The organism is Paenibacillus septentrionalis (assembly GCF_042659865.1).
GTDB classification, from domain to species: domain Bacteria; phylum Bacillota; class Bacilli; order Paenibacillales; family Paenibacillaceae; genus Pristimantibacillus; species Pristimantibacillus septentrionalis.
Genome location: NZ_JBHSTE010000006.1, coordinates 241898 through 261309, shown reverse-complemented (window position 1 = coordinate 261309; position 19412 = coordinate 241898). Strand labels below are relative to the sequence as shown.

Annotated in this window: 13 protein-coding genes; all 13 read right to left on the bottom strand. The window is 42.4% G+C overall.

Annotated features, from left to right (window positions below):
• Nucleotides 1–643 precede the first annotated feature (643 nt).
• Nucleotides 644–2350, bottom strand: coding sequence for an ABC transporter permease (locus ACFP56_RS18135; RefSeq protein WP_379237191.1), 1707 nt, complete (start codon nucleotides 2348–2350; stop codon nucleotides 644–646).
• A gap of 17 nt (nucleotides 2351–2367) precedes the next feature.
• Complete coding sequence (locus tag ACFP56_RS18130) at nucleotides 2368–3375, bottom strand: ABC transporter ATP-binding protein (RefSeq protein ID WP_379237189.1); 1008 nt, start codon at nucleotides 3373–3375, stop codon at nucleotides 2368–2370.
• A gap of 20 nt (nucleotides 3376–3395) precedes the next feature.
• Nucleotides 3396–4484: an extracellular solute-binding protein gene (locus ACFP56_RS18125; RefSeq protein ID WP_379237187.1), complete on the bottom strand. Its 1089-nt coding sequence runs from the start codon at nucleotides 4482–4484 to the stop codon at nucleotides 3396–3398.
• Between the two features lie 24 nt (nucleotides 4485–4508).
• On the bottom strand, nucleotides 4509–5327 hold the full coding sequence (locus tag ACFP56_RS18120) for an MBL fold metallo-hydrolase (protein ID WP_379237185.1): 819 nt from the start codon (nucleotides 5325–5327) through the stop codon (nucleotides 4509–4511).
• The gene (locus ACFP56_RS18115) at nucleotides 5324–6487 is read right to left on the bottom strand and encodes a GntR family transcriptional regulator (RefSeq protein ID WP_379237183.1); all 1164 of its coding nucleotides are present in this window, start codon (nucleotides 6485–6487) and stop codon (nucleotides 5324–5326) included. Before ACFP56_RS18115 ends, ACFP56_RS18120 begins: the two co-directional genes overlap by 4 nt.
• A gap of 309 nt (nucleotides 6488–6796) precedes the next feature.
• Entirely contained in the window at nucleotides 6797–8677 is a 1881-nt protein-coding gene (gene htpG, locus ACFP56_RS18110; RefSeq protein ID WP_379237181.1) for a molecular chaperone HtpG, read from the bottom strand.
• A gap of 160 nt (nucleotides 8678–8837) precedes the next feature.
• Nucleotides 8838–10019, bottom strand: coding sequence for a sn-glycerol-1-phosphate dehydrogenase (locus tag ACFP56_RS18105; protein WP_379237179.1), 1182 nt, complete (start codon nucleotides 10017–10019; stop codon nucleotides 8838–8840).
• Nucleotides 10020–10171: 152 nt separating this feature from the next.
• Nucleotides 10172–13477 carry a FecR domain-containing protein gene (locus ACFP56_RS18100; RefSeq protein WP_379237177.1) on the bottom strand — a complete coding sequence of 1102 codons (3306 nt, stop codon included), beginning with the start codon at nucleotides 13475–13477 and terminating at the stop codon, nucleotides 10172–10174.
• A gap of 31 nt (nucleotides 13478–13508) precedes the next feature.
• Nucleotides 13509–15077, bottom strand: coding sequence for a stalk domain-containing protein (locus ACFP56_RS18095; RefSeq protein WP_379237175.1), 1569 nt, complete (start codon nucleotides 15075–15077; stop codon nucleotides 13509–13511).
• A gap of 87 nt (nucleotides 15078–15164) precedes the next feature.
• Nucleotides 15165–17045, bottom strand: coding sequence for a CHASE2 domain-containing protein (locus ACFP56_RS18090; protein WP_379237173.1), 1881 nt, complete (start codon nucleotides 17043–17045; stop codon nucleotides 15165–15167).
• 137 nt (nucleotides 17046–17182) lie between these two features.
• Nucleotides 17183–17560 carry a RidA family protein gene (locus ACFP56_RS18085; RefSeq protein ID WP_379237171.1) on the bottom strand — a complete coding sequence of 126 codons (378 nt, stop codon included), beginning with the start codon at nucleotides 17558–17560 and terminating at the stop codon, nucleotides 17183–17185.
• Between the two features lie 60 nt (nucleotides 17561–17620).
• The gene (locus tag ACFP56_RS18080; protein ID WP_379237169.1) at nucleotides 17621–18892 is read right to left on the bottom strand and encodes an MFS transporter; all 1272 of its coding nucleotides are present in this window, start codon (nucleotides 18890–18892) and stop codon (nucleotides 17621–17623) included.
• Nucleotides 18893–18919: 27 nt separating this feature from the next.
• Entirely contained in the window at nucleotides 18920–19369 is a 450-nt protein-coding gene (locus ACFP56_RS18075) for a GNAT family N-acetyltransferase (protein WP_379237167.1), read from the bottom strand.
• Nucleotides 19370–19412: the final 43 nt, after the last annotated feature.

The following is a 19412-nucleotide window of genomic DNA, read 5'->3' as shown; positions in this document are numbered from 1 at the left end:
CCTGCGTCACCGTATTTTCAACATATTTGTATGACATGCCACTAACATTGACTGACTGCAGCTGCCGCTTCCAGAGGTCAAAACGCTTCCAATTAACGATATGTTGCAGCTGCTTTTGGATCAATCAATGCCAGTTGCGAATACGAGGTCACACACCCCGCATCCATATTCCCATACCTCGTGACAGCCTCGATTGATAATATCTCGCTTAACAAAATAGGACAAATGCAGATATAAACCTAGAACTGAGTTCTCAACGTCATAACACCAACCAAATTGTTATGTTTGTTATTTTGTTAGCGCTTACTTTCATAACAAATATTAACACGCACATAACAAAATGGTCAATATGTTGTACATAACAAAATGGTCAATATGTTGTACATAACAAAAATGACAGAACAAAGCGATTATGCGAAAAAGGTGACTATTCAAGAAATAACAACGATGAATGTCAACATGGAGACAAACGCTCTGTTGAACTGCTGCTTTGGCGCATTATGATCCAGATCAGTCCTATGAGCGTAAGCTGCTTCATTCTGAACTCATACTAAATAAGCAATAGCTTACAGATAGTGTTGAACATTAAAAACGAGCAGGCCGGCCGATAGGCCAACCTGCTCGTTTTTAACGTTCATAAGGTTTATAGTTTTTTTCTACCATATACAAAATAAAGCGTAATGGTTGACATCACCATCAGTATGACCGAATAAACAAGCGTCAATGCTCTCGTATCGGCCAATGCCTGTGCATCTGTACTGTTTTTAATGACGACACCAAGCGGTTGATACAATGGATGATATAGAAAAACAGTCAAGTCATAATCAGCTAATGTGTTGTTAAAGTTCAATGCCAATACCGCAAGTGTTGATGGCAATATAATCGGCAGCAGCACTCTGCGGAAGGTATAAAATGATTTCGCGCCCAAATTCCTCGCAGCATCCTCCAAATTATTGTCCAAGGTGAAGAAGGAAGCTTTAACCATACGCAATGTGAACGGAATATGCACAATCACATAACCGAGAAACAGCATCCATACGGTTCCAACCAATACAGAATTACCAATAATAAACCTCGGTTCATTAAACGTTACAATTAATCCAATCGCAATTAATGTTGATGGCAGCATCCATGGAATTAGCAGCGCATACTCCAGGGCAGTAGCCCATTTGTTTTTATATTTATGCAGGATGCGTGAAGCAGCCAACGTAAGCAGCACGACCGTTACTGAAGCGGCTGCCGCATAAGCAATACTGATTAAATAAGGCTTAATTGCTGCCATATTGGAAAACACAAGCACATAATTGTCTAACGTAAAGCTGTTCCACGTTAATGTAGCAGTTGATATGCTCTGCGCATCGGTGAATGAAAAAATAATGATCAGAACAACCGGTATAATATAAATAAGGAATAAGAAATACGCCATGATGTGGGCAATAATATTGCCGGCTTTATTGTTGATTTTTTGTTTCACAAGCTCTGATTTAACTTTAGAAACGGACATGAAATTCCCTTTACGCTCCAGCTTGATCATAATGGTCAACAAGATCAACGTAGCCAAGCCTAGCACAAGAGCGAGCAATGCCGCCAAATCCCGAGACGTCATGCTTTTCGAGAATGTTAAGATCATAGGTGTAATCGTCTGGAACTCTGTTCCCCCTAAAATAAGAGGAGCAGACGTAGCTGCAAGGCCCGTCAGAAACACCAAAATCGTCAGCGCGAATAGCGTCGGCTTCAATACAGGCAGCACAACTCGAAGTAAAATATATAACGTCGATGCCCCCATATTTCTAGCTGCTTCAATCGTTTGATAATCGATCTTCCGAATCGCATTCCCTAAAAACAATACATGGTTGGATGTACATGCGAAGGTCATTACGAACAACACTGCCCAGTAACCGTGAAACCATGACGGATCGAAGGCTGGAAAAATGCTGGACAATACCTTTGTCATGAAACCGCTTTCCCCATATACAAATTTGTAGCCTGATACGAGCACGACTCCACCGTAGATCAATGTTGTAAAGTAGCCAAGACGTAATATTTTTGCGCCTTTAATCGCAAAGTACTCACCAAAAAGCACTAATGTAATACCGACAGTGTTCACTGTGATGACAAGTGATATCGCCAGCAAAAAACTATTAAACAGACTCGTCATAGCCCGCTTCGATGTAATCAGCTTCTCGATCGGCTCTAGCGAAAAACTGCCGCCCTTGAAGAAGATTTCATAGTAAATATTAAGATTAGGATAGATTAAAAATGCAACGACAAACCAAGCAATCAGACCGTACATAATGAGTGTGGCCGGATGAATGGACTTTAGCTTATTGCTCAAATTATGCGCCTTCATTGTCCTACCCCCACTCACTAATACTGTAAAATATGCTCTGAATTAATATAAATATCTACTCGGTCGCCGACCTTGCGCTGCTCAAGTCCGTTTTCCTTTTCAATCGTTTTTAATAGTGTTCCGCCAGCAGCCTTCAAAACGTATTTGCTGTACAGCCCATAAAATTCACGATCAACAACTTCTCCCTGAAGATGAACGACTCCCTCACCAGGCAGTGGAAGCAAGCTTACCTTTTCATTGCGGACGTAAGCAATTTTGCCAGGCTTAACAATCTGCTTCAAGCTGCTGTTCTCAATCAACTCAGGCTCTAGTCGATTAATGTCACCAATAAAGTTGCAAACAAATTCGGTTTGGGATCGATCGTACACTTCCTGTGGTGTTCCGACCTGCTCAACCACACCATTATTAAATACGGCGATACGATCAGACAACGTCAACGCCTCTTCTTGATCATGCGTGACGTATATCGTTGTAATGCCAAACTGCTTTTGCAGCAGCTTTAGCTCATTGCGCAGTTGTACTCTCAGCTTGGCGTCCAGGTTGGATAACGGCTCGTCAAGCGCAAGAATTGCGGGCTTTAACACAAGCGCTCTCGCAATGGCAACACGCTGCTGCTGACCGCCTGAAAGCTCAGATACTTTCTTGAACAGCTGCTCATCCTTCAGATCGACCTTACGGGCGATTTCGCGTACATCTTTGTCAATTTCAGCCTTTGATGCTTTCTTGACCCGCATACCGAATGCAATGTTTTCATACACATTCATCGTCGGAAACAAGGCGTAGCTTTGAAATACCATGCCGATTCCTCTTTTTTCAATCGGTACATGCGTAATGTCCCGTCCGTCAAGCGTAATATTGCCGCCTGACGGAGAGATGAAACCGACCAGACTGCGGAGAATAGTCGTCTTGCCGCAGCCCGATGGCCCAAGAAATGTGAAAAATTCGCCTTCGTTAATGTTTAGATTAAGATTTTTCACGGCATGAAAATCACCGAAATGAATTTGCACATCTTGAAATGTTATCATCATTATCCCTGCTTTTTTGTCTATTTCATTATTTGCAACTCAATTTTCTCTACCCATAGATCAATGTTATCCGCAATAAACGTCCAGTCAAAAGGCTGTGCTTTCAAATCTGCAAACAGCTCCTTAATCGGCTCATTTGCTTGTTCAGCGGCTACCGTATTGGCTGGCATTGCATTAAATTGTTGTACAAACTCGCCTTGCACCTCTGCAGAACCCATCCATTCAACGAAACGCTCTGCTGTATCTTGTTTTTTCGTACCATTAATAATCGCAACGTGTTCAACTACCATCGGTACGCCAATTTCAGGACTTACGATACCAGCTTTCACATTGTACTGCTCTTCCTTAGAAGACAATGTACCGGAAACGAGTGCGCCCATCGGCGTTTTACCACTAGCCAAATTCGCGTAGAAATCCTCGCCCTCTATCGCTCTTACACCATTGTCGTACAGCTTCCTGATTTCTTCCCAGCCTTCTTCAGAAATGCCAAGATCTCCGTTTTCATCCATGTATCGCACAAGAATGCCGGCAACGACCAAACGAGGTGTGTTTTGTCCAAGCAAGGTTGGCGCTTCATATTTGCCAATAAACGCTTCGTTTTGATACAAATCCGTCCAGTCCTTTGGAGCCGTTTCAGCCGTAAAGGCATCTGGATTATAACCAAGTAGAATCGCTTGCTTAATTAGACCGTGGTAAAACCCTTCAGGGTCATTCAAGCCAGCTTCTACTTCTCCAGCCCAGCTAGGTACATACGAAACGAGAACGCTTTCCTTTTTCAAACTTTCATAGAGCATATTGTTTAGTCCGTATACGACATCAGCAGTTGGGTTGTTTTTCTCAGCAATTAGACGGTTAGTCAAGTCCGCTCCGCCAGCGCCTACAATTTCAATGTCAAACCCTGCACTTTTTGCCTTTTCAACCAGCCATTCTCCACGTCCGTCTGAATTCGCGTTCGTATACACAATCAGCTTTTCATTCTTCACTTCAGCTTCAGGCGAATTACCACCTGCATTTGTTCCCGTATTAGCTCCTGAATTGCCACCACCACATGCTGCCAATGTTAAACAAAACAATAATGTAACTACAGCTGCTTTCATCAACTTTTTCATTTGTTTATCGCTCCCTCATCATCATTAAATGGTTAAGATCAATCCGTCGTAGGCAGTAATAATACCGGCTGGACTGAAAATATCGTTAAATTCTTCATAAAGCAATTTGGAATTATGACTAAAATGAGTAACAACGATTTTGCCATCTGGCTTTAATATATTATTGGCTTGAAATTCACGCTGAGCCTCAAACACCGTTTCGATGCACATATGGTTGCGGTCACGCGATTTACCAGTGTAACCATGCGTACAATCCAAAATTGCACAGTCCAGCTCTTGATCCTTAAGCCAAGCCCATGTCGGTTCTGGGAACCATCCGGAATCATGGCCATATAGCAGCTTCTTCCCGCCTTTTTCAACAACATATAGCAGGCAGGTTTCCATTTTATCGTGATCCGCAAGCAGCGGAGTTACTTTAGCATCACCTGCATAAAAGGTTTCAAAAGGTCGAAGCAAATGAAATTTATATCGTTCACCTTCAAACCTGCCGATCGCAGAACGCGTATGCGCCATGACAGCATCATTGCCGTAAATATGCATCGGATGCTCCAGATCGTGTGCAATTCCTATTCTGCGGCATTCCAAGTCCAATGCGTTAAAATGATCCATGTGGGTATGGGTCACTAGCATATGCTCGATCAAGCTGTAATCGAGGTTGTCTCTCAGTGCCTGCATGTAAGAATCAGGGGAATAGTCAAATTTGATGGTGTCGTCAATTATGGCCGAACTGCGTGTACGGATGTTCTTTCCCCCAAGCTCACGTGCTTTTACACAGCTCTCGCAACGACAAAATACGTTTGGAAAGCCTTCAGCTGCTGCCGTGCCGAGAAAATGAATTTTCATAGAGAAACTCCTTTGTCTAACACTGATTTTCTTTCAATAATTTCAGTTTTAATTTTAATGGTTAAATGTTTTTCTTTAGATAAATTGACCCTCTTCATTAGCAATTCAACCGCAGAACGAGCGAGCCGTTCCGTATCCTGCCTTACCGTAGTAAGCGGCACAGGTGTAAACGCTGACAGCTTTATGTTCGAAAACCCGGCTATCGACAATTGCTCTGGTACAGAAATCCCCATCTGCAGTGCGGTGAACAAGGTAGATATCGCGACATGATCATCCCCACACATGACAGCAGTCATCTCAGAATTATTGCTTATAAATTGCATCTGCTCTTGGTCCATCTCATTGACGCGATTTGAATCACACGGCTCGTCTCTAAAATGGATGTAATCCTTTTTCACCGGAATCCCATGGTCAAGCAGGGCTTGGATATAACCCTGATATCGCTCTTCTCGACTTGTAATATTCTCAATTGCATTTGACGTGTATCCAATCTCACGATGTCCTTTTGCAATCAAATATTTCGCCATTTCGTAAGATCCAAGGTAATGGTCGTGATAAACACAATCAATTTGCACTTCACGAAAAATACGGTCAATAATAACGATCGGGATTTGTTCCAGCTTTATGCGAAGCATCTGATCACTGCACGTTTTACGACCTTGAGGAAATAAAATCACACCCTCGATCCCAAACTCCATTAACCTTTGCAGATACCGATCTTCATCATCCTTGCTTTTGCTAATTTTAAGAATCATATCAAAATCATGCTTTTGCAGCTCTTGCTCAATGGCAAGAATAATTCTAGAGGTATAATCTGACATATGAGGCATAATCAATGCGATTTGCTTATTCTTTTTCTTCTCAGCTGCAGTCGTCACCAGGTTAGCCGAATCATTGCGAAAGATGGCCCCTCCCTCGCCTTTGTCGGCCAGAAATGTCCCTCTTCTCGGCAAGCGGTAGACAAGTCCTTGCTCTGCCAATTTCTCCAGAGCCAGCTTGCTCGTCATACGACTAACACCAAAAAGCTTTGCTAGTTCACCTTCCGAAGGAACAGGTTCATGAGGCTGCAGATTACGCTGATCAATCATTTCGATCACCTTCTCCGCAACCTGCAAATACAACTGTTGTTTTGGATGTTTAGATGAAAAGTCTGGATTCATAGTGGGACATTCCTCTTTCTTATAAACTGTTCAGGAAGCGCTTAAACCATTATCAGGCCTGATCTAAAACAACCTTACTATATGTCACTGACATATTCAATGACATATGTGTAAAGTGTTTGTAAAATCACACTTCCATCTATTAACATATCAGTGACACATGTCAGAAAATTGCTGGTTCATTCACTATCTCTTGAGGAAGGAATAACAAAAACTCCCACCCTAGTAGAAAATCGTCAGATTCTCTAACCAGAATGGGAGCTATTCCTTGCTATTCAGCTAATCATTAATTCGTGCTTAACGTTACTGTTACACCATCACTTTACAAATGTTGTTGCTTAGCTCTACCGGGTCTTCAATAGACAAACCTTCAATCAGCAACGCCTGACTGTAAAGCAGCTGCGTATACAGCTCGAACTTTTCCTTGTCGCCATCGTAAGCCTTTTTCAAAGCATCATATACATCATGGTTAATGTTGATTTCCAGCACTTTATCTGCTTTAATTCCACCAGCATCCGGCATCGCCTTTAGAATTTTCTCCATCTCGATGGAAAGCTCACCTTCAGAAGACAAGCAAACTGGATGGCTTTTCAAGCGCTTCGATGCTTTAACCGACGTTACTTTCCCTTCAAGCAGGGAAGCCATACGCTCAAACAGCTCTTTAGTTTCTTCATTGTCCGCTTCTGATTGCTCGTTGCTGTCATCCGCTTCAAAGCCCAGATCACCGCTTGCGACGTTGCGGAATTCCTTATCCTTGTAGCTTGCAATGATTTTAATCGCAAACTCGTCGATATCATCTGTCAGGTACAATACCTCATAACCTTTATCCAGTACGATCTCAAGCTGCGGAGATTTCTCAATACGCGCAATCGATTCGCCAGTAGCGTAGTAGATATACTTCTGATCCTCTGGCATACGCTCAACGTATTCAGCAAGGCTAACCAATTTTTTCTCCTTGGAGGAGGTGAAGATCAGCAGATCCTGCAGATCTTCCTTGTGCATGCCGTAATCGTTGTACACGCCGAACTTTAGCTGACGACCGAATGCTGCAAAAAATTTCTCATAGTTTTCACGCTCGTCCTTAAGCATGGATTGTAGCAAGGACTTGATTTTGTTTTTAATATTTTTTGCAATCAGCTTGAGCTGACGGTCATGCTGCAGCAGCTCGCGTGAAATGTTCAGCGATAGATCCTCAGAATCTACCATCCCTTTCACAAAGCTGAAATAGTCAGGCAGCAGGTCGCCGCATTTCTCCATAATAAGGACGCCGTTGGAGTAAAGCTCCAGCCCTTTTTCAAATTCCTTCGTATAGTAATCGTACGGCGCATTTTCTGGGACGAAAAGAATTGCATTATAAACAACCGCACCGTCTGCACTAATATGAACATGCTTAAGCGGCTTATCGAATCCATAACGCTTATCCATATAGAATTGATTATAATCCTCGTCTGTCAGCTCGCTTTTGTTGCGGCGCCAGATCGGAACCATACTGTTAAGTACTTGTTCTTCAACTACCTCTTCAAATTCACCCTCAGCGTCTGCTTTTGGCTTTTGTGTTTTCATATCCATTTTGATTGGGTAGCGAATAAAATCCGAATATTTCTTAACGATTGCTTTCAAGCGATAAGGCTCCAAAAACTCATCGTACTGCTCATCCTCTGTATTTTCCTTCATGTACATGACGATTTCAGTTCCAACAGTTTCTTTTTCTGCAGCCTCTATCGAGTAGCCATCCGCACCGGTAGAAATCCAGCGATAAGCTTCATCGCTGCCTAATGCGCGAGACGTTACAACAAGCTTGTCCGCTACCATAAAAGCGGAGTAGAAGCCAACACCAAACTGCCCAATAATGTTATGACCATCTTGAGCTTCTATTTCCTTTTTGAACGCTAGAGAGCCACTCTTCGCAATAACACCTAAATTATTATCCAGCTCTTCCTTCGTCATTCCAATCCCCGTATCCGTGATCGTTAACGTACGAGCATCTGGATCAACTGCTATCTTAATAAAGTAATCCTCTTTATTGAATACTAAATTATCATCTGTTAGTGCTTTATAGTAAATTTTATCAATTGCGTCACTTGCATTGGACAGAAGCTCTCTTAAAAATATCTCCTTCTGTGTATAAATGGAGTTAATCATCATTTCCAGCAATCGCTTGGATTCCGCTTTAAACTGCTTCTTCGACATCGTTGATTACAATCTCCTTTCAACAAAGAAATTCACATTTGTTAGCACTCACTGAGTAAGAGTGCTAATCTATAAAATATATACCATAATTTGAAATTGATTGTCAACAAAAGCGAGATTAAGGCTATGTCGCTTGAGTAAAGGACATCAAATTTCCGTCTTATTGCTCGACTTTCGTATTATAAGCATGAAGTAGGGTATAGCGTTCAGGACGCACTAAATGTGCATACTTCAGTGCTGTTTCGGCAAGCTCGCTCGGTACGCCAAGCTCTTCAATCGTGGTTGGTCCACCTACCTTGGCAATCATCGCTCTCAGCTCAGCTGCGCTCGGGATTTCTGCAATATGCTGCTTTATTTCCTCCCAGTTCACTCGAACTGACTCTCGGACATCAGACTGCAAACCAAACTCTTCTTCTGCCAAGCGATGGTATAGCTCAGCAATAATGGTGCAGGCTACCCCAACCTTTGCTCCATGCAGCAGCTGCTTTCTTCCTTGCTTAATAAAGTCCATTTCCCAATAATGAGACAAGTGATGCTCAGCACCAGAGGCGGGATGAGACTTACCGAAAATAAGCATCGCAATGCCCGATTCAATCAATCCGCTAATTAGATAGGCAATGCCTTCCTGATCTCCTAGCTCAATCAGATCAGCGGCTTTGACACATTTGTCGAGTGCATTCTTCGTTATAAGATATGCCTGCTCCATATACGGTTCCTGATTCGTTAGCTGACCAAACTTCCAATCAAACAAAGACGTGAACTTTCCAACGATATCGCCAAAGCCAGCTGCAATTAGTTCACGTGGCGCTTTTCGCAAAATATCCAAATCTGCAAAAACGGCAACTGGTCCAATAGAGACAATCGTTTTCTTTTCACCACGCAGTATCACTGGTGCACCTTTGGAGTTAAAGCCGTCTACAGATGGTGCAGTGGGCACTGAAATAAACGGAAGATTGAGTATGAAACCTGCCATTCTCGTAATATCATGCAATGTGCCGCTTCCTAAAGCGATCAATATATCAGGTTGAAATTGCTTGGCTGCTAATACAAGTTCTACGATGGACTGCTCGTCGGCTACTACATCTTCTATCGCGTTAGGCGAGATAAAAACAGTATGGAGACTTCGAGCATCTAAATTCAGTTCACTTTCCAATTTCTTTCCAGCGACCTTGTATGTATGTTCATCAACGACTAGCATAACATGCTGATATCGTTGCAGTACGTATGGAACTACCTTTTTAAGTGCTCCTGCTTCTACTACGATGGTATCCATTCCTATGCTTGCCCGCAATTCTGGCGCCAATCCATTCATGATCGAATCAATATCTGCTGTATAACTCATGAGCATCCCACCTAAGTTAATATATATTTTATTTGCTCAATCTTTGACAAGGCGACAAAAGGAGGTCGATGCCCAAAGTGACTGGCACTTTGGACGTGACCTCCTTTTATTATAGCCCTTGTTAATTCCTTCGTCATGTCTATGAGCAAATATTATACGCCACCATTAACAACGCCTCTAACTAAATAAACCTTTTCTTCCATTGCCGCTGAATCCCATAATGTCAGTCGATACATTACATCGCCGTACGTTTCTAGTCGAATAAAATAATTACCTTCCATATCTGGCGTGATCTCGATCCATTCCCCTTCAGCATTATATTCAAGCCTCACAATTGGAGCGGAAGCAGGCTGTACATATAAATGGTATGGCAGGTTCCAAGCAAAAATTCCACCCAGATCTAGTACACTTACATACTCTCCGTTCTGATCCGGATTGCTAGAATAGTCTTGCTCCCAGTAATCGCCTAGTTCTGATTCAGCATTTCCTACATAAAACCGGACAGGCATATACGTTGGATCAGTGGTAATGTTCAATTGCAGGTAAAATACAGTTTCTTCATATTCCGAATGATTCATTACAATTCCAATCTCATAATTCTGCTCATATCTAGGATTGACATACCAATAATAGCGACCTTCTTCATTATACATCTCCCCTCCATCAAACCATATATTGGAAATGTAATAATCTTCCGAAGACGATTCAAAATAAATCTGTGTTGGCTCTGTTAACTCAATTGGCTCATCTACAATTAGTAGAAAGTGGTCAGCACCATGTGTATAGGTGATTGGTTGTTCTTCTCCTTCGCTAGTTAACACAATATTAATTGGATTAAAAATTGTTTCCCAGCCTTGAGGAACTGGTTTTGTCATTACTACTACACGATAAGTTGCCTCACCCATTGTCTGATGGTAAACCTTAATTTCAATATTTAAAGTATGGCTAATTGGCTCCAGCATCCAGATAAAATTGTTATCATAATTCGGTACTAGTTCGTTATTCAAATAAACATCTCTAACTTCAAACTCACTGTTAATTGAGGAGATTTCAAGCATATCTCCCTCTGAGACGATGATCGTTTCATCGACAACATATTCAAGGCTTTCACCTGAACTGCCAAGGGCGAGTGGGGCTGATATTCCATCAGTATTCAGGTTAAGTGCAAACGGTGGCTCAATATCTTCCCAGCTTGGCGGTGCTTCTACATACAAGTAACCGTACAGTGCTAACTCTCCTGGACCATAGTCAACATGATCCATCTCGAGTGTCAGAACAAATTCGGTACTCTCCTCAGGTACATTCCATATGAACATATTACCATCAGACGGTAGTACTTCTCCGTTAAGCTTCACTGCACTGAGTGTAAAGCTATCATCCTTTGGTGTGAAGCGCAGCTGATCGCCTGTTTTTGCTACTACCTCTCCCAACGAGTAACTTAGCTCGTATTCATAAGGAGAATATTCCAGCCCTCTCGTGCCATCCGAATGCACGTGCACCACAGTAAACGGCGCTGCCTCATCGCTCCAGCTTGGCGGTACTTCTACCTGTACAACACCGTACAGCTTCAGCACGCCCTCACCATATTCCTCATGCTCCATCTCTAATGTCACAACAAACTCTGCCGTATAATCCGGTACAATCCATGCAAACCTATTGCCGTCTGCTTGCAGCACTTCATCGTTCAGCTTTACAGATTTTAGTGTGAACGATTCATCCTTAGGTGTAAAACGAAGCTCATCGCCTGACCGTGCTGTTACTTCTCCACTTAGCCTGTAGCCCAGCTCATCGCCATACGGCTCATAGCCTAGCTCTACCGTTTCCCCGCTTGATGACACATGTACCACAGTAAACGGCGCTGGCTCATCATTCCAGCTTGGTGGCTCTTCTACATACAAGTAACCGTACAGTGCTAACTCTCCTGGACCATAGTCAACATGATCCATCTCGAGTGTCAGAACAAATTCGGTACTCTCCTCAGGTACATTCCATATGAACATATTACCATCAGACGGTAGTACTTCTCCGTTAAGCTTCACTGCACTCAGTGTAAAGCTATCATCCTTTGGTGTGAAGCGCAGCTGATCGCCTGTTTTTGCTACTACCTCTCCCAACGAGTAACTTAGCTCGTATTCATAAGGAGAATATTCCAGCCCTCTCGTGCCATCCGAATGTGCATGAACTACATTAAAAGGCACGGCTACATCATCCCAACTAGGCGTCGGCGTCGGTGTCGGTGTCGTCGGTGTTGGCGTCGGTCTTGGTGGTGTCGGCACTGGTCTTGGTGTCGGCACTGGTCTTGGCGTTGGTGTAGCTAAAGCCTGTTCTCTATCTCGTTCAAATCGTGCCTTTTGCGCTTCGTCCAATTCACGCAAATATCTTTCTAATGCAGCTTGTTCCGCTCGCTGCCTTGCAAGCTCATTTTGCTGTCGTAGCTCCTCTTGTTTGCGGTTAATTTCTGCTATTATAGCATCTGATTGCTGTCGAGCTAGTTCTTTCCTAGTTTCTTCATCAAGTATAAAATCATAATTTCTTGAATTGTCGCTACTTAGTTGACCAGTTATTTGATCCGGTTGCTTGGAATTTCTGCGAACTTCATTCTCTAACTCTCTTTGCTCGTCCTCGCTGATCAATTCGTTGTTTCTTGCTGCTTGCAACAATGCTAATGCCAGGTTAGACATATTAGATTGAAACGCTTCATCGTTCAGCGGATCATTTTCATTATTACTACTAGAATTTCGAATTCGTTCGAGCATTTCTTCATTTTCCTGCTGAATTTCAATTAAGTTATCTAGAATTGCCTGAACTACTGAAGGACTAGCATTTTGCAGCAGTTGCTCCATTGTTTTATTTGAAATTTGACTGATATCATCTTGCTGCGGATTGGTGGATATGATCTGCGATGGGAATATCTTAGTTGGGCGATTATTGTTGCTTTGGCCTGATAAATCGATTCTACCAGATAATAATCCTATCACACTTTCCCCGTTATTAGGATTGATACCTACAAAAAAATTAGTACCTCTTACACCCATGATGGCGGTTGGTGTTTCCAGCTGAAAGTTATCATCGTTGGTCGTAATTGACTTCACATCTACCCATGCCTTGCCGCTTTTCATCTTCACTTTCGTTGTCGTTCCACTTCTGGAAGACAGTTTACTGAAGGTTACAGTTGAATTGCTCTCCAAAATAAGCGTATCATCCGTAGATGTTCCATTGGAAAACTTCAGTTCAACGCTGCTCTTGCTTCCTGTTGTAACAATATCGCCTTCATTCAGGCTCATATTTTTAAAGCCTTTAAGCGTCTTCTTACCACCTGATTTTTGTACCTCTACAGTCCCTTCCAGACTGGCTATAATAGCTACTCGGGAAGTTGACGCCTCAGCCATTCCAACATTTGCAGTTACCAAAACAAATGTAAAAATAAATGTTAGGCAAAATATAAAACTCTTTCTCATCCGTTACCCTCCTTTGATCGTAATAATAGCGTTATTCCAAAAATAGATACGGTCGTATAACAACATGCTTTTGCTCCTGGTCCCATTGAACGTCATAACCTAGCTCTTCTGTAACAAAGCGTACAGGAACAAACAAGCGATTTTGCACCATGATGCTAGTAGAGTCTATTGAAATAGCTTCTTCTTCTGTCAATCTCACAGTAGCTTCTCCACGATCAGAGAAGATCAAGGATGTATGCTCGTCAATTACAAGGCTTGTTTGTCTGCTGTCCTTGTTATACGTAATTTCATACCCAAGCTCTTCGGCCAATGCACGAAGAGGGACATAGGTACGGCCAGCATGCAGCTGCGGTACAACATCTGAAAGAAGAAGCTTTCCATTTATGATTACATGAATGCTTCCATCCTCTTCATGCTGTGGTTGCTCATAGCGCTTAATGATGCGCACCTTATTATTACTAGAATCTGTTATTGCAAGCGAGCCATCACGAAGCTCAATAACATCCGTTGGTTCGTTTAGCATTGCAGCATTCATGACTCCATCCGATCTTCCATGCTCCTCAGCCTGACCTGCCAAGGTATACACCACACCATCAGCAAGAAGCCTTATCGTATGATTGTTACGGTCAGCAATTAACACTGAGCCATCAGAAGCAATTGAAAGGCCCATAGGCGAGGAAAATCTTGCTTGTTCAGCAGCGCCATCCTGGTAAGCTGCCTCGGCATATAGGTCGTTTTGACCATACGAGCCGCCTCCAGCCACAGTCGTAACCTCTTGTGCAGTTAGATCAATATAGCGTATACGCTGATTGCCTGTATCACTTACATATAGATTTCCTTTTTCATCAAAAGCTAGTGCGGTAGGTTCATTAAACAAAGCCTCAGAAAGTGGACCATCATTGTAATCTCCAGCTTCCGAAACCATACCGCCGAAGAATTCAACTATGCGATCCGAGAGCTTATTCAGCGTCGTTACATTGCCTGAAGCATCAATTTTACGTATTGCATGATTAAGCGTATCTGCAACGTATATATTGCCTTTACCATCTACTGCTACATCTGATGGAGCATAAAACTGCGCATCTTTTCCTCGTCCATCTTTATAGCCAAGGACTCCTGTACCTGCAATTGTCTTTACTTCACCTTGCTGTGTAATGATACGAATGCTGTGATTATTGCTGTCGGCTACATAGATGTTGCCTTGCTGATCGATAGCCAGGCCAGACGGATGACTATAAAAAGCGTTCTCCTTACTGTCGTCATGGAATGCTCCAAGTGGATGTCCATGTTCATCAAGATCAAGAATCGTCCCACTGTAGCGTGTCACTTGATCATACGAATACAATCTCAATAGATGATTATCGGTATCGCTAATTAGCAATGTTCCATCATTCAGTTCCATAATAGAGGTTGGATTGTATAAGCTTGCTGTATGAGCGGAACCATCGAGAAATCCAGGCTGAAACTGTCCAGTCAATGTTCTTACTTCATACAAATGTCTATCCTTTAGCACCGCTTGATTGGCCGAAACGGACATTGGTGCCAGCAGCATTGCTCCACAAACAGATACTGCGAGTCCCCTTAATAATTTTTGCTTCATCACGTATCATCTCCTACTGCGCTGCACTTATAAAGCTGCGCATTGCTATTGTTTATCATACGACCTTTAATCTAAACTTTCTGTAATCTAGCTCTCAATATCCGGTTCTTTTTTTAGCCCAAGAAGCTCGTAGATTGGGATGGGCTGTGATTTCCCTTTAAAAAGCTTCTCTTCAGCGGGTCCATACTGTGCGATATCCGCAGTTTTTTTGTAAACTTCCTCTGATACTAAAATTTGCCCAGCAGTTGTGCCTGATTCAATGCGAGCAGCAGTGTTAACGCTGTCTCCAATTGCCGTATAATCCATACGCAAGTACGAACCAATGTTGCCAATTACGACATTGCCTGTATGTATTCCAATACCAATCGCAACTTCTACTCCGTACTTCTCCAGCAGCTGATCTCGGATCGGCTTCATATTTTTCTGAATTTGATAAGCCGTATACACTGCCATCTTTTCATGGTCCTCAACATCTAGCGGGGCGTTAAACAGAATCATTGCCGCATCACCTATGAACTTGTCAATGGTTCCATTAAACTGCAAAGTGGTATTCGTAATCATCGTAAATTTTGTATTCAATACATCGACGACCTCAGCTGGAGTGAGCTTCTCTGATAAAGATGTGAAGCCGCGTATATCCAGAAACAAAATTGTGATTCGCTTCGATATTCCGCCAAGTTGAATATCAATCCCCTGATCTACGATGCTCTTCACTAGATCGGGCGATATGTATCGTCCAAATTGACGTGTTACAAAGTTTTTTTGCTGCTGCTCCATGTACGACTTCAATGACACATTAAAGATATAAGCGATTACAATAGACGATATAAGATACAGCACGCTAAATTGATAGTTAAACTGCTTGAACAAATAAAGCTGTAGTGCATATACACCTGCAATTGAAATAATCGCAACAATGAACGTATATTGATTTTTGAAGCGCCAAGGCAGCCACATGAACAACAGAAAAGCAAGTATAATGCTTATCCACTCAAACGCATTAGGCGCGAATACAATGCGCGTGCCCTCTAAAAGCTGATTCGTAATGCCAGCATGGACATAAACGAGCTTGGTGTCTCGTTCCAGTGGTGTAGGACCAGAGTCCTGTCCGCTTTCACCAGATAAGCCGGTTGCAGTTACCCCAATAAATACAATTGAATCCTGAAAGGTTTCGGGCGGTATCTCGCCATATAAGACGTCGACAAAAGAGATCGTTAAGTAGTCCTCCGTCACCTGATTGTAGTCAATGGTTATAGTATTTTTCGCGATTGGATCACTCGTTTTTCTACGATCTGTCCAATCCTCGTACATTGATAAATCGGCGCCCGCCATTTCTGCTGCTCGATAAGCAAGTGATGGAATAATTTCGCCATCAGGTGCTTGCAGCTTCAGCCACGTTTGACGTATAACGCCATCATGACTAACTACTCGATTGATATGTGCATTTTCGGTATGCTGCGAGAACAGGTCGTAGGCATAATGGATATCATAGACCTGCAAATACTGATCGCTGCTCACATTTGTTGTACGAAACACATCACCTGTTGTAATCCCAACTGCTGGCAAAATAACGTTGGGATAAGCAGCAAGCGCTTCAGCAAATATCTCATCGCTATCCTCATTGCTCGGATCGCTGAAGACGATATCGAAGGCAATAGCTGCTGGCTCATAATTTGGTTCATTAATCATTGCTAAAAGGGAGGAGTAAATCGATCGATCCCAAGGAAATATGCCTAGCTCTTGCACGGAACGATCATCTATTGCAATGACTACGATATGGGGATCAGGATCATGCGTAGCTGTTTGTTTCATGTTATGGTCAAATATAAGAGATTCTAGTCTTTGAAAGGTATGAAAGGAATAGCTTAGTAGTATAACGATTAATAGGACAAGGTTTACTATGACTAAAGTACTACGTATTGAAACTTTCAATATAACCCCACTTTCTATCTCATATTGGTAAAACATCTATCTATTACATTATTAGACCAACACTGTTGAAAATCAATAGAAAGCTGTACAGTTTTATACGTTTTAAATAGGTTTATTTCAGCAAAAAAGCGAGATTTGTACTAGCATTAAATCTCGCTTTTCTATTTATCTATTTAGCCAAGCTGTACGATAACCTCGATTTCGACAAGGGCATCTTTAGGCAATCGAGCTACTTCAACAGCGCTACGTGCTGGAAATGGCTGTTCAAAAAAGCTCGCATATACTTCATTTACTGCTGCAAAATCATTCATGTCCTTCAAGAAAACCGTTGTTTTGACGATGTTGTTCATTGAAGCACCCGCGGCTTCTACGATTGCTTTAACATTGTTCAAGGACTGCTTAGCTTGCTCAGCTGCTGTTGCAGGAAACTCATTCGTAACAGGGTCCATGCCAAGCTGGCCTGAAGTAAACAACAAATTACCTACTTGAACGGCCTGTGAATAGGGACCGATTGCCTGAGGAGCCAAATCGGTATGTACTGCTTTCTTCATAACGACACTACCTTTCTGTGCATAATTGCAAATTTACGCTACTGCTTCATCTATTATAGCTTATTTTTTTGCTTTTCGAAAAACAATTGGCGCAACAATACATGCTAGCACAAGCAAAATAATTCCAAGCAGCAAAAACAGTCCATATTCCTGCAGCCACAGCGGATATGCCTTCAGTTCCTCGAACACAACTCCACCGAGGGCTGGCCCAATAAATCCCGCAATTCCTGTAATAGCAGAAAAAACAGCAATATAAATAGGACGTTCTGCTTTCGATGAAGATCCGATCATAAATATAAAAATTTGCTGGTTATAGCTTCCTAGTCCAAAACCAAGCAATAAATAGATCAGAATAAGCACAAGCAGCTGCGGAAGAAAATTCGTTACGCTCCACAATAACGATGCAAGCGCTAAAAACGGCAACGAGCTAAGCAGCAGCGTTCGCTCGCTGAAACGGCGAGACAGCAAGCCGCAAATGTAAAAGCCAGCCATGGAAGCAATCGTCTGCAAGATCACGAGATTAGCAACTGTCGCATAAGGAACATGGAGTACGTCCAGCATGACATATGAAAAGAAAGGATGCGTCATCGTAATAATCAATGTCCACGCTGTTAAAAAGATCAGCCCTTTAAAAAAGTTGCGATCATGAAATGGTCGGAGCACAAAGGTTCCTAGCTTCATTCCTTCGCTTTTTTCAAATGGTGGATTCGGGTATTTATTAAAATAAATGATATTCATTACGACTGTAACTGCTGCAATTGCAAACATGATATTAAAGCCCGCTGCCCCTGGAAAAGTATCGATTATGACACCCGTGATATAAAGCCCTGCACTATTCACAGCACTTGTAAGAACATTACGAATGCCAAAGTACTTTCCGCGAACCTGAGCCGGAACCATATCCGAAATTAAGGATGTCCAGATAACTCCTGCAAACGCGTTTATAAGACAATATAACAAAAACATAATTATGAAAGAAGTCAGCCACAAGTCCTTGGGAAATATGAAAGGAATCAATCCTGTAGATAGTCCCACAATACGGTGCGCAGATGTGAAAAGTATGAAAGCGCGTTTACGATTAGCAAGTTTTTGCATATACATAGCTGCTAGGACCTGTAATAAATTGGCTAAAGCGGGAATTGCCAGCACGATTCCAATTTGCTTGGAGTTTGCCCCCAAATATAACAAGTACGCTGTTAAAAAGGGACCCATCAGCATAGTTAGCAGCAGCATAGCCCACATACCTTCAATGACGGCAGTATGCATCCCTTGGCGATAGGTTGATTTTGCTCTGCTGTATGGATTGGTCAGCGATCGAATTGAAACTTTCACATTAAAGCCTCCCTAAGCTGTCTTTGCTTACAAAATATGAAGCGACATCTGAATATGCGGAATTCCATCCTCTAGGTATGGCTCTGATTCCGCTTGAAACCCTGCTTTTTCATAGAACTTCTGAAGTCGATGCTGTGCTGATATCGTAATCACCTTGCCATTCCAATGCTCCTTTATAAAGGAAACGGCTCGCATCACCAGTTGATCGCCATATCCTGTCCCTCGCAACGAAGGAGCGATAATGACTCTTCCAATTGAATAGCCTTCATAGCTAACCCCCTGATTAAGCAGCCTGCAATAGCCAACAAGTTGATCCTGCTCATCTCTAAGCTGAACATGATAAGCATCTAAGTCCTTGTTGTCACAATCGGAATAAATGCTTTCCTGCTCTACAACAAATACGTCGGTGCGCAGCTTAATCATTTGATAAACCTCTAGATTAGTTAGTTCATTAAAATGCTTGATGCTCCATTTCATACAGAATTACTCCTTTACCTTCACGCCTATTCAGTCTCATGTT

Coding starts and splice junctions, on each gene's coding strand:
- ACFP56_RS18135 (WP_379237191.1), bottom strand. CDS start 2,350: ATGAAGGCGCATAATTTGAGCAATAAGCTAAAGTCCATTCATCCGGCC.
- ACFP56_RS18130 (WP_379237189.1), bottom strand. CDS start 3,375: ATGATAACATTTCAAGATGTGCAAATTCATTTCGGTGATTTTCATGCC.
- ACFP56_RS18125 (WP_379237187.1), bottom strand. CDS start 4,484: ATGAAAAAGTTGATGAAAGCAGCTGTAGTTACATTATTGTTTTGTTTA.
- ACFP56_RS18120 (WP_379237185.1), bottom strand. CDS start 5,327: ATGAAAATTCATTTTCTCGGCACGGCAGCAGCTGAAGGCTTTCCAAAC.
- ACFP56_RS18115 (WP_379237183.1), bottom strand. CDS start 6,487: ATGAATCCAGACTTTTCATCTAAACATCCAAAACAACAGTTGTATTTG.
- htpG (WP_379237181.1), bottom strand. CDS start 8,677: ATGTCGAAGAAGCAGTTTAAAGCGGAATCCAAGCGATTGCTGGAAATG.
- ACFP56_RS18105 (WP_379237179.1), bottom strand. CDS start 10,019: ATGAGTTATACAGCAGATATTGATTCGATCATGAATGGATTGGCGCCA.
- ACFP56_RS18100 (WP_379237177.1), bottom strand. CDS start 13,477: ATGAGAAAGAGTTTTATATTTTGCCTAACATTTATTTTTACATTTGTT.
- ACFP56_RS18095 (WP_379237175.1), bottom strand. CDS start 15,077: ATGAAGCAAAAATTATTAAGGGGACTCGCAGTATCTGTTTGTGGAGCA.
- ACFP56_RS18090 (WP_379237173.1), bottom strand. CDS start 17,045: ATGTTTTACCAATATGAGATAGAAAGTGGGGTTATATTGAAAGTTTCA.
- ACFP56_RS18085 (WP_379237171.1), bottom strand. CDS start 17,560: ATGAAGAAAGCAGTACATACCGATTTGGCTCCTCAGGCAATCGGTCCC.
- ACFP56_RS18075 (WP_379237167.1), bottom strand. CDS start 19,369: ATGAAATGGAGCATCAAGCATTTTAATGAACTAACTAATCTAGAGGTT.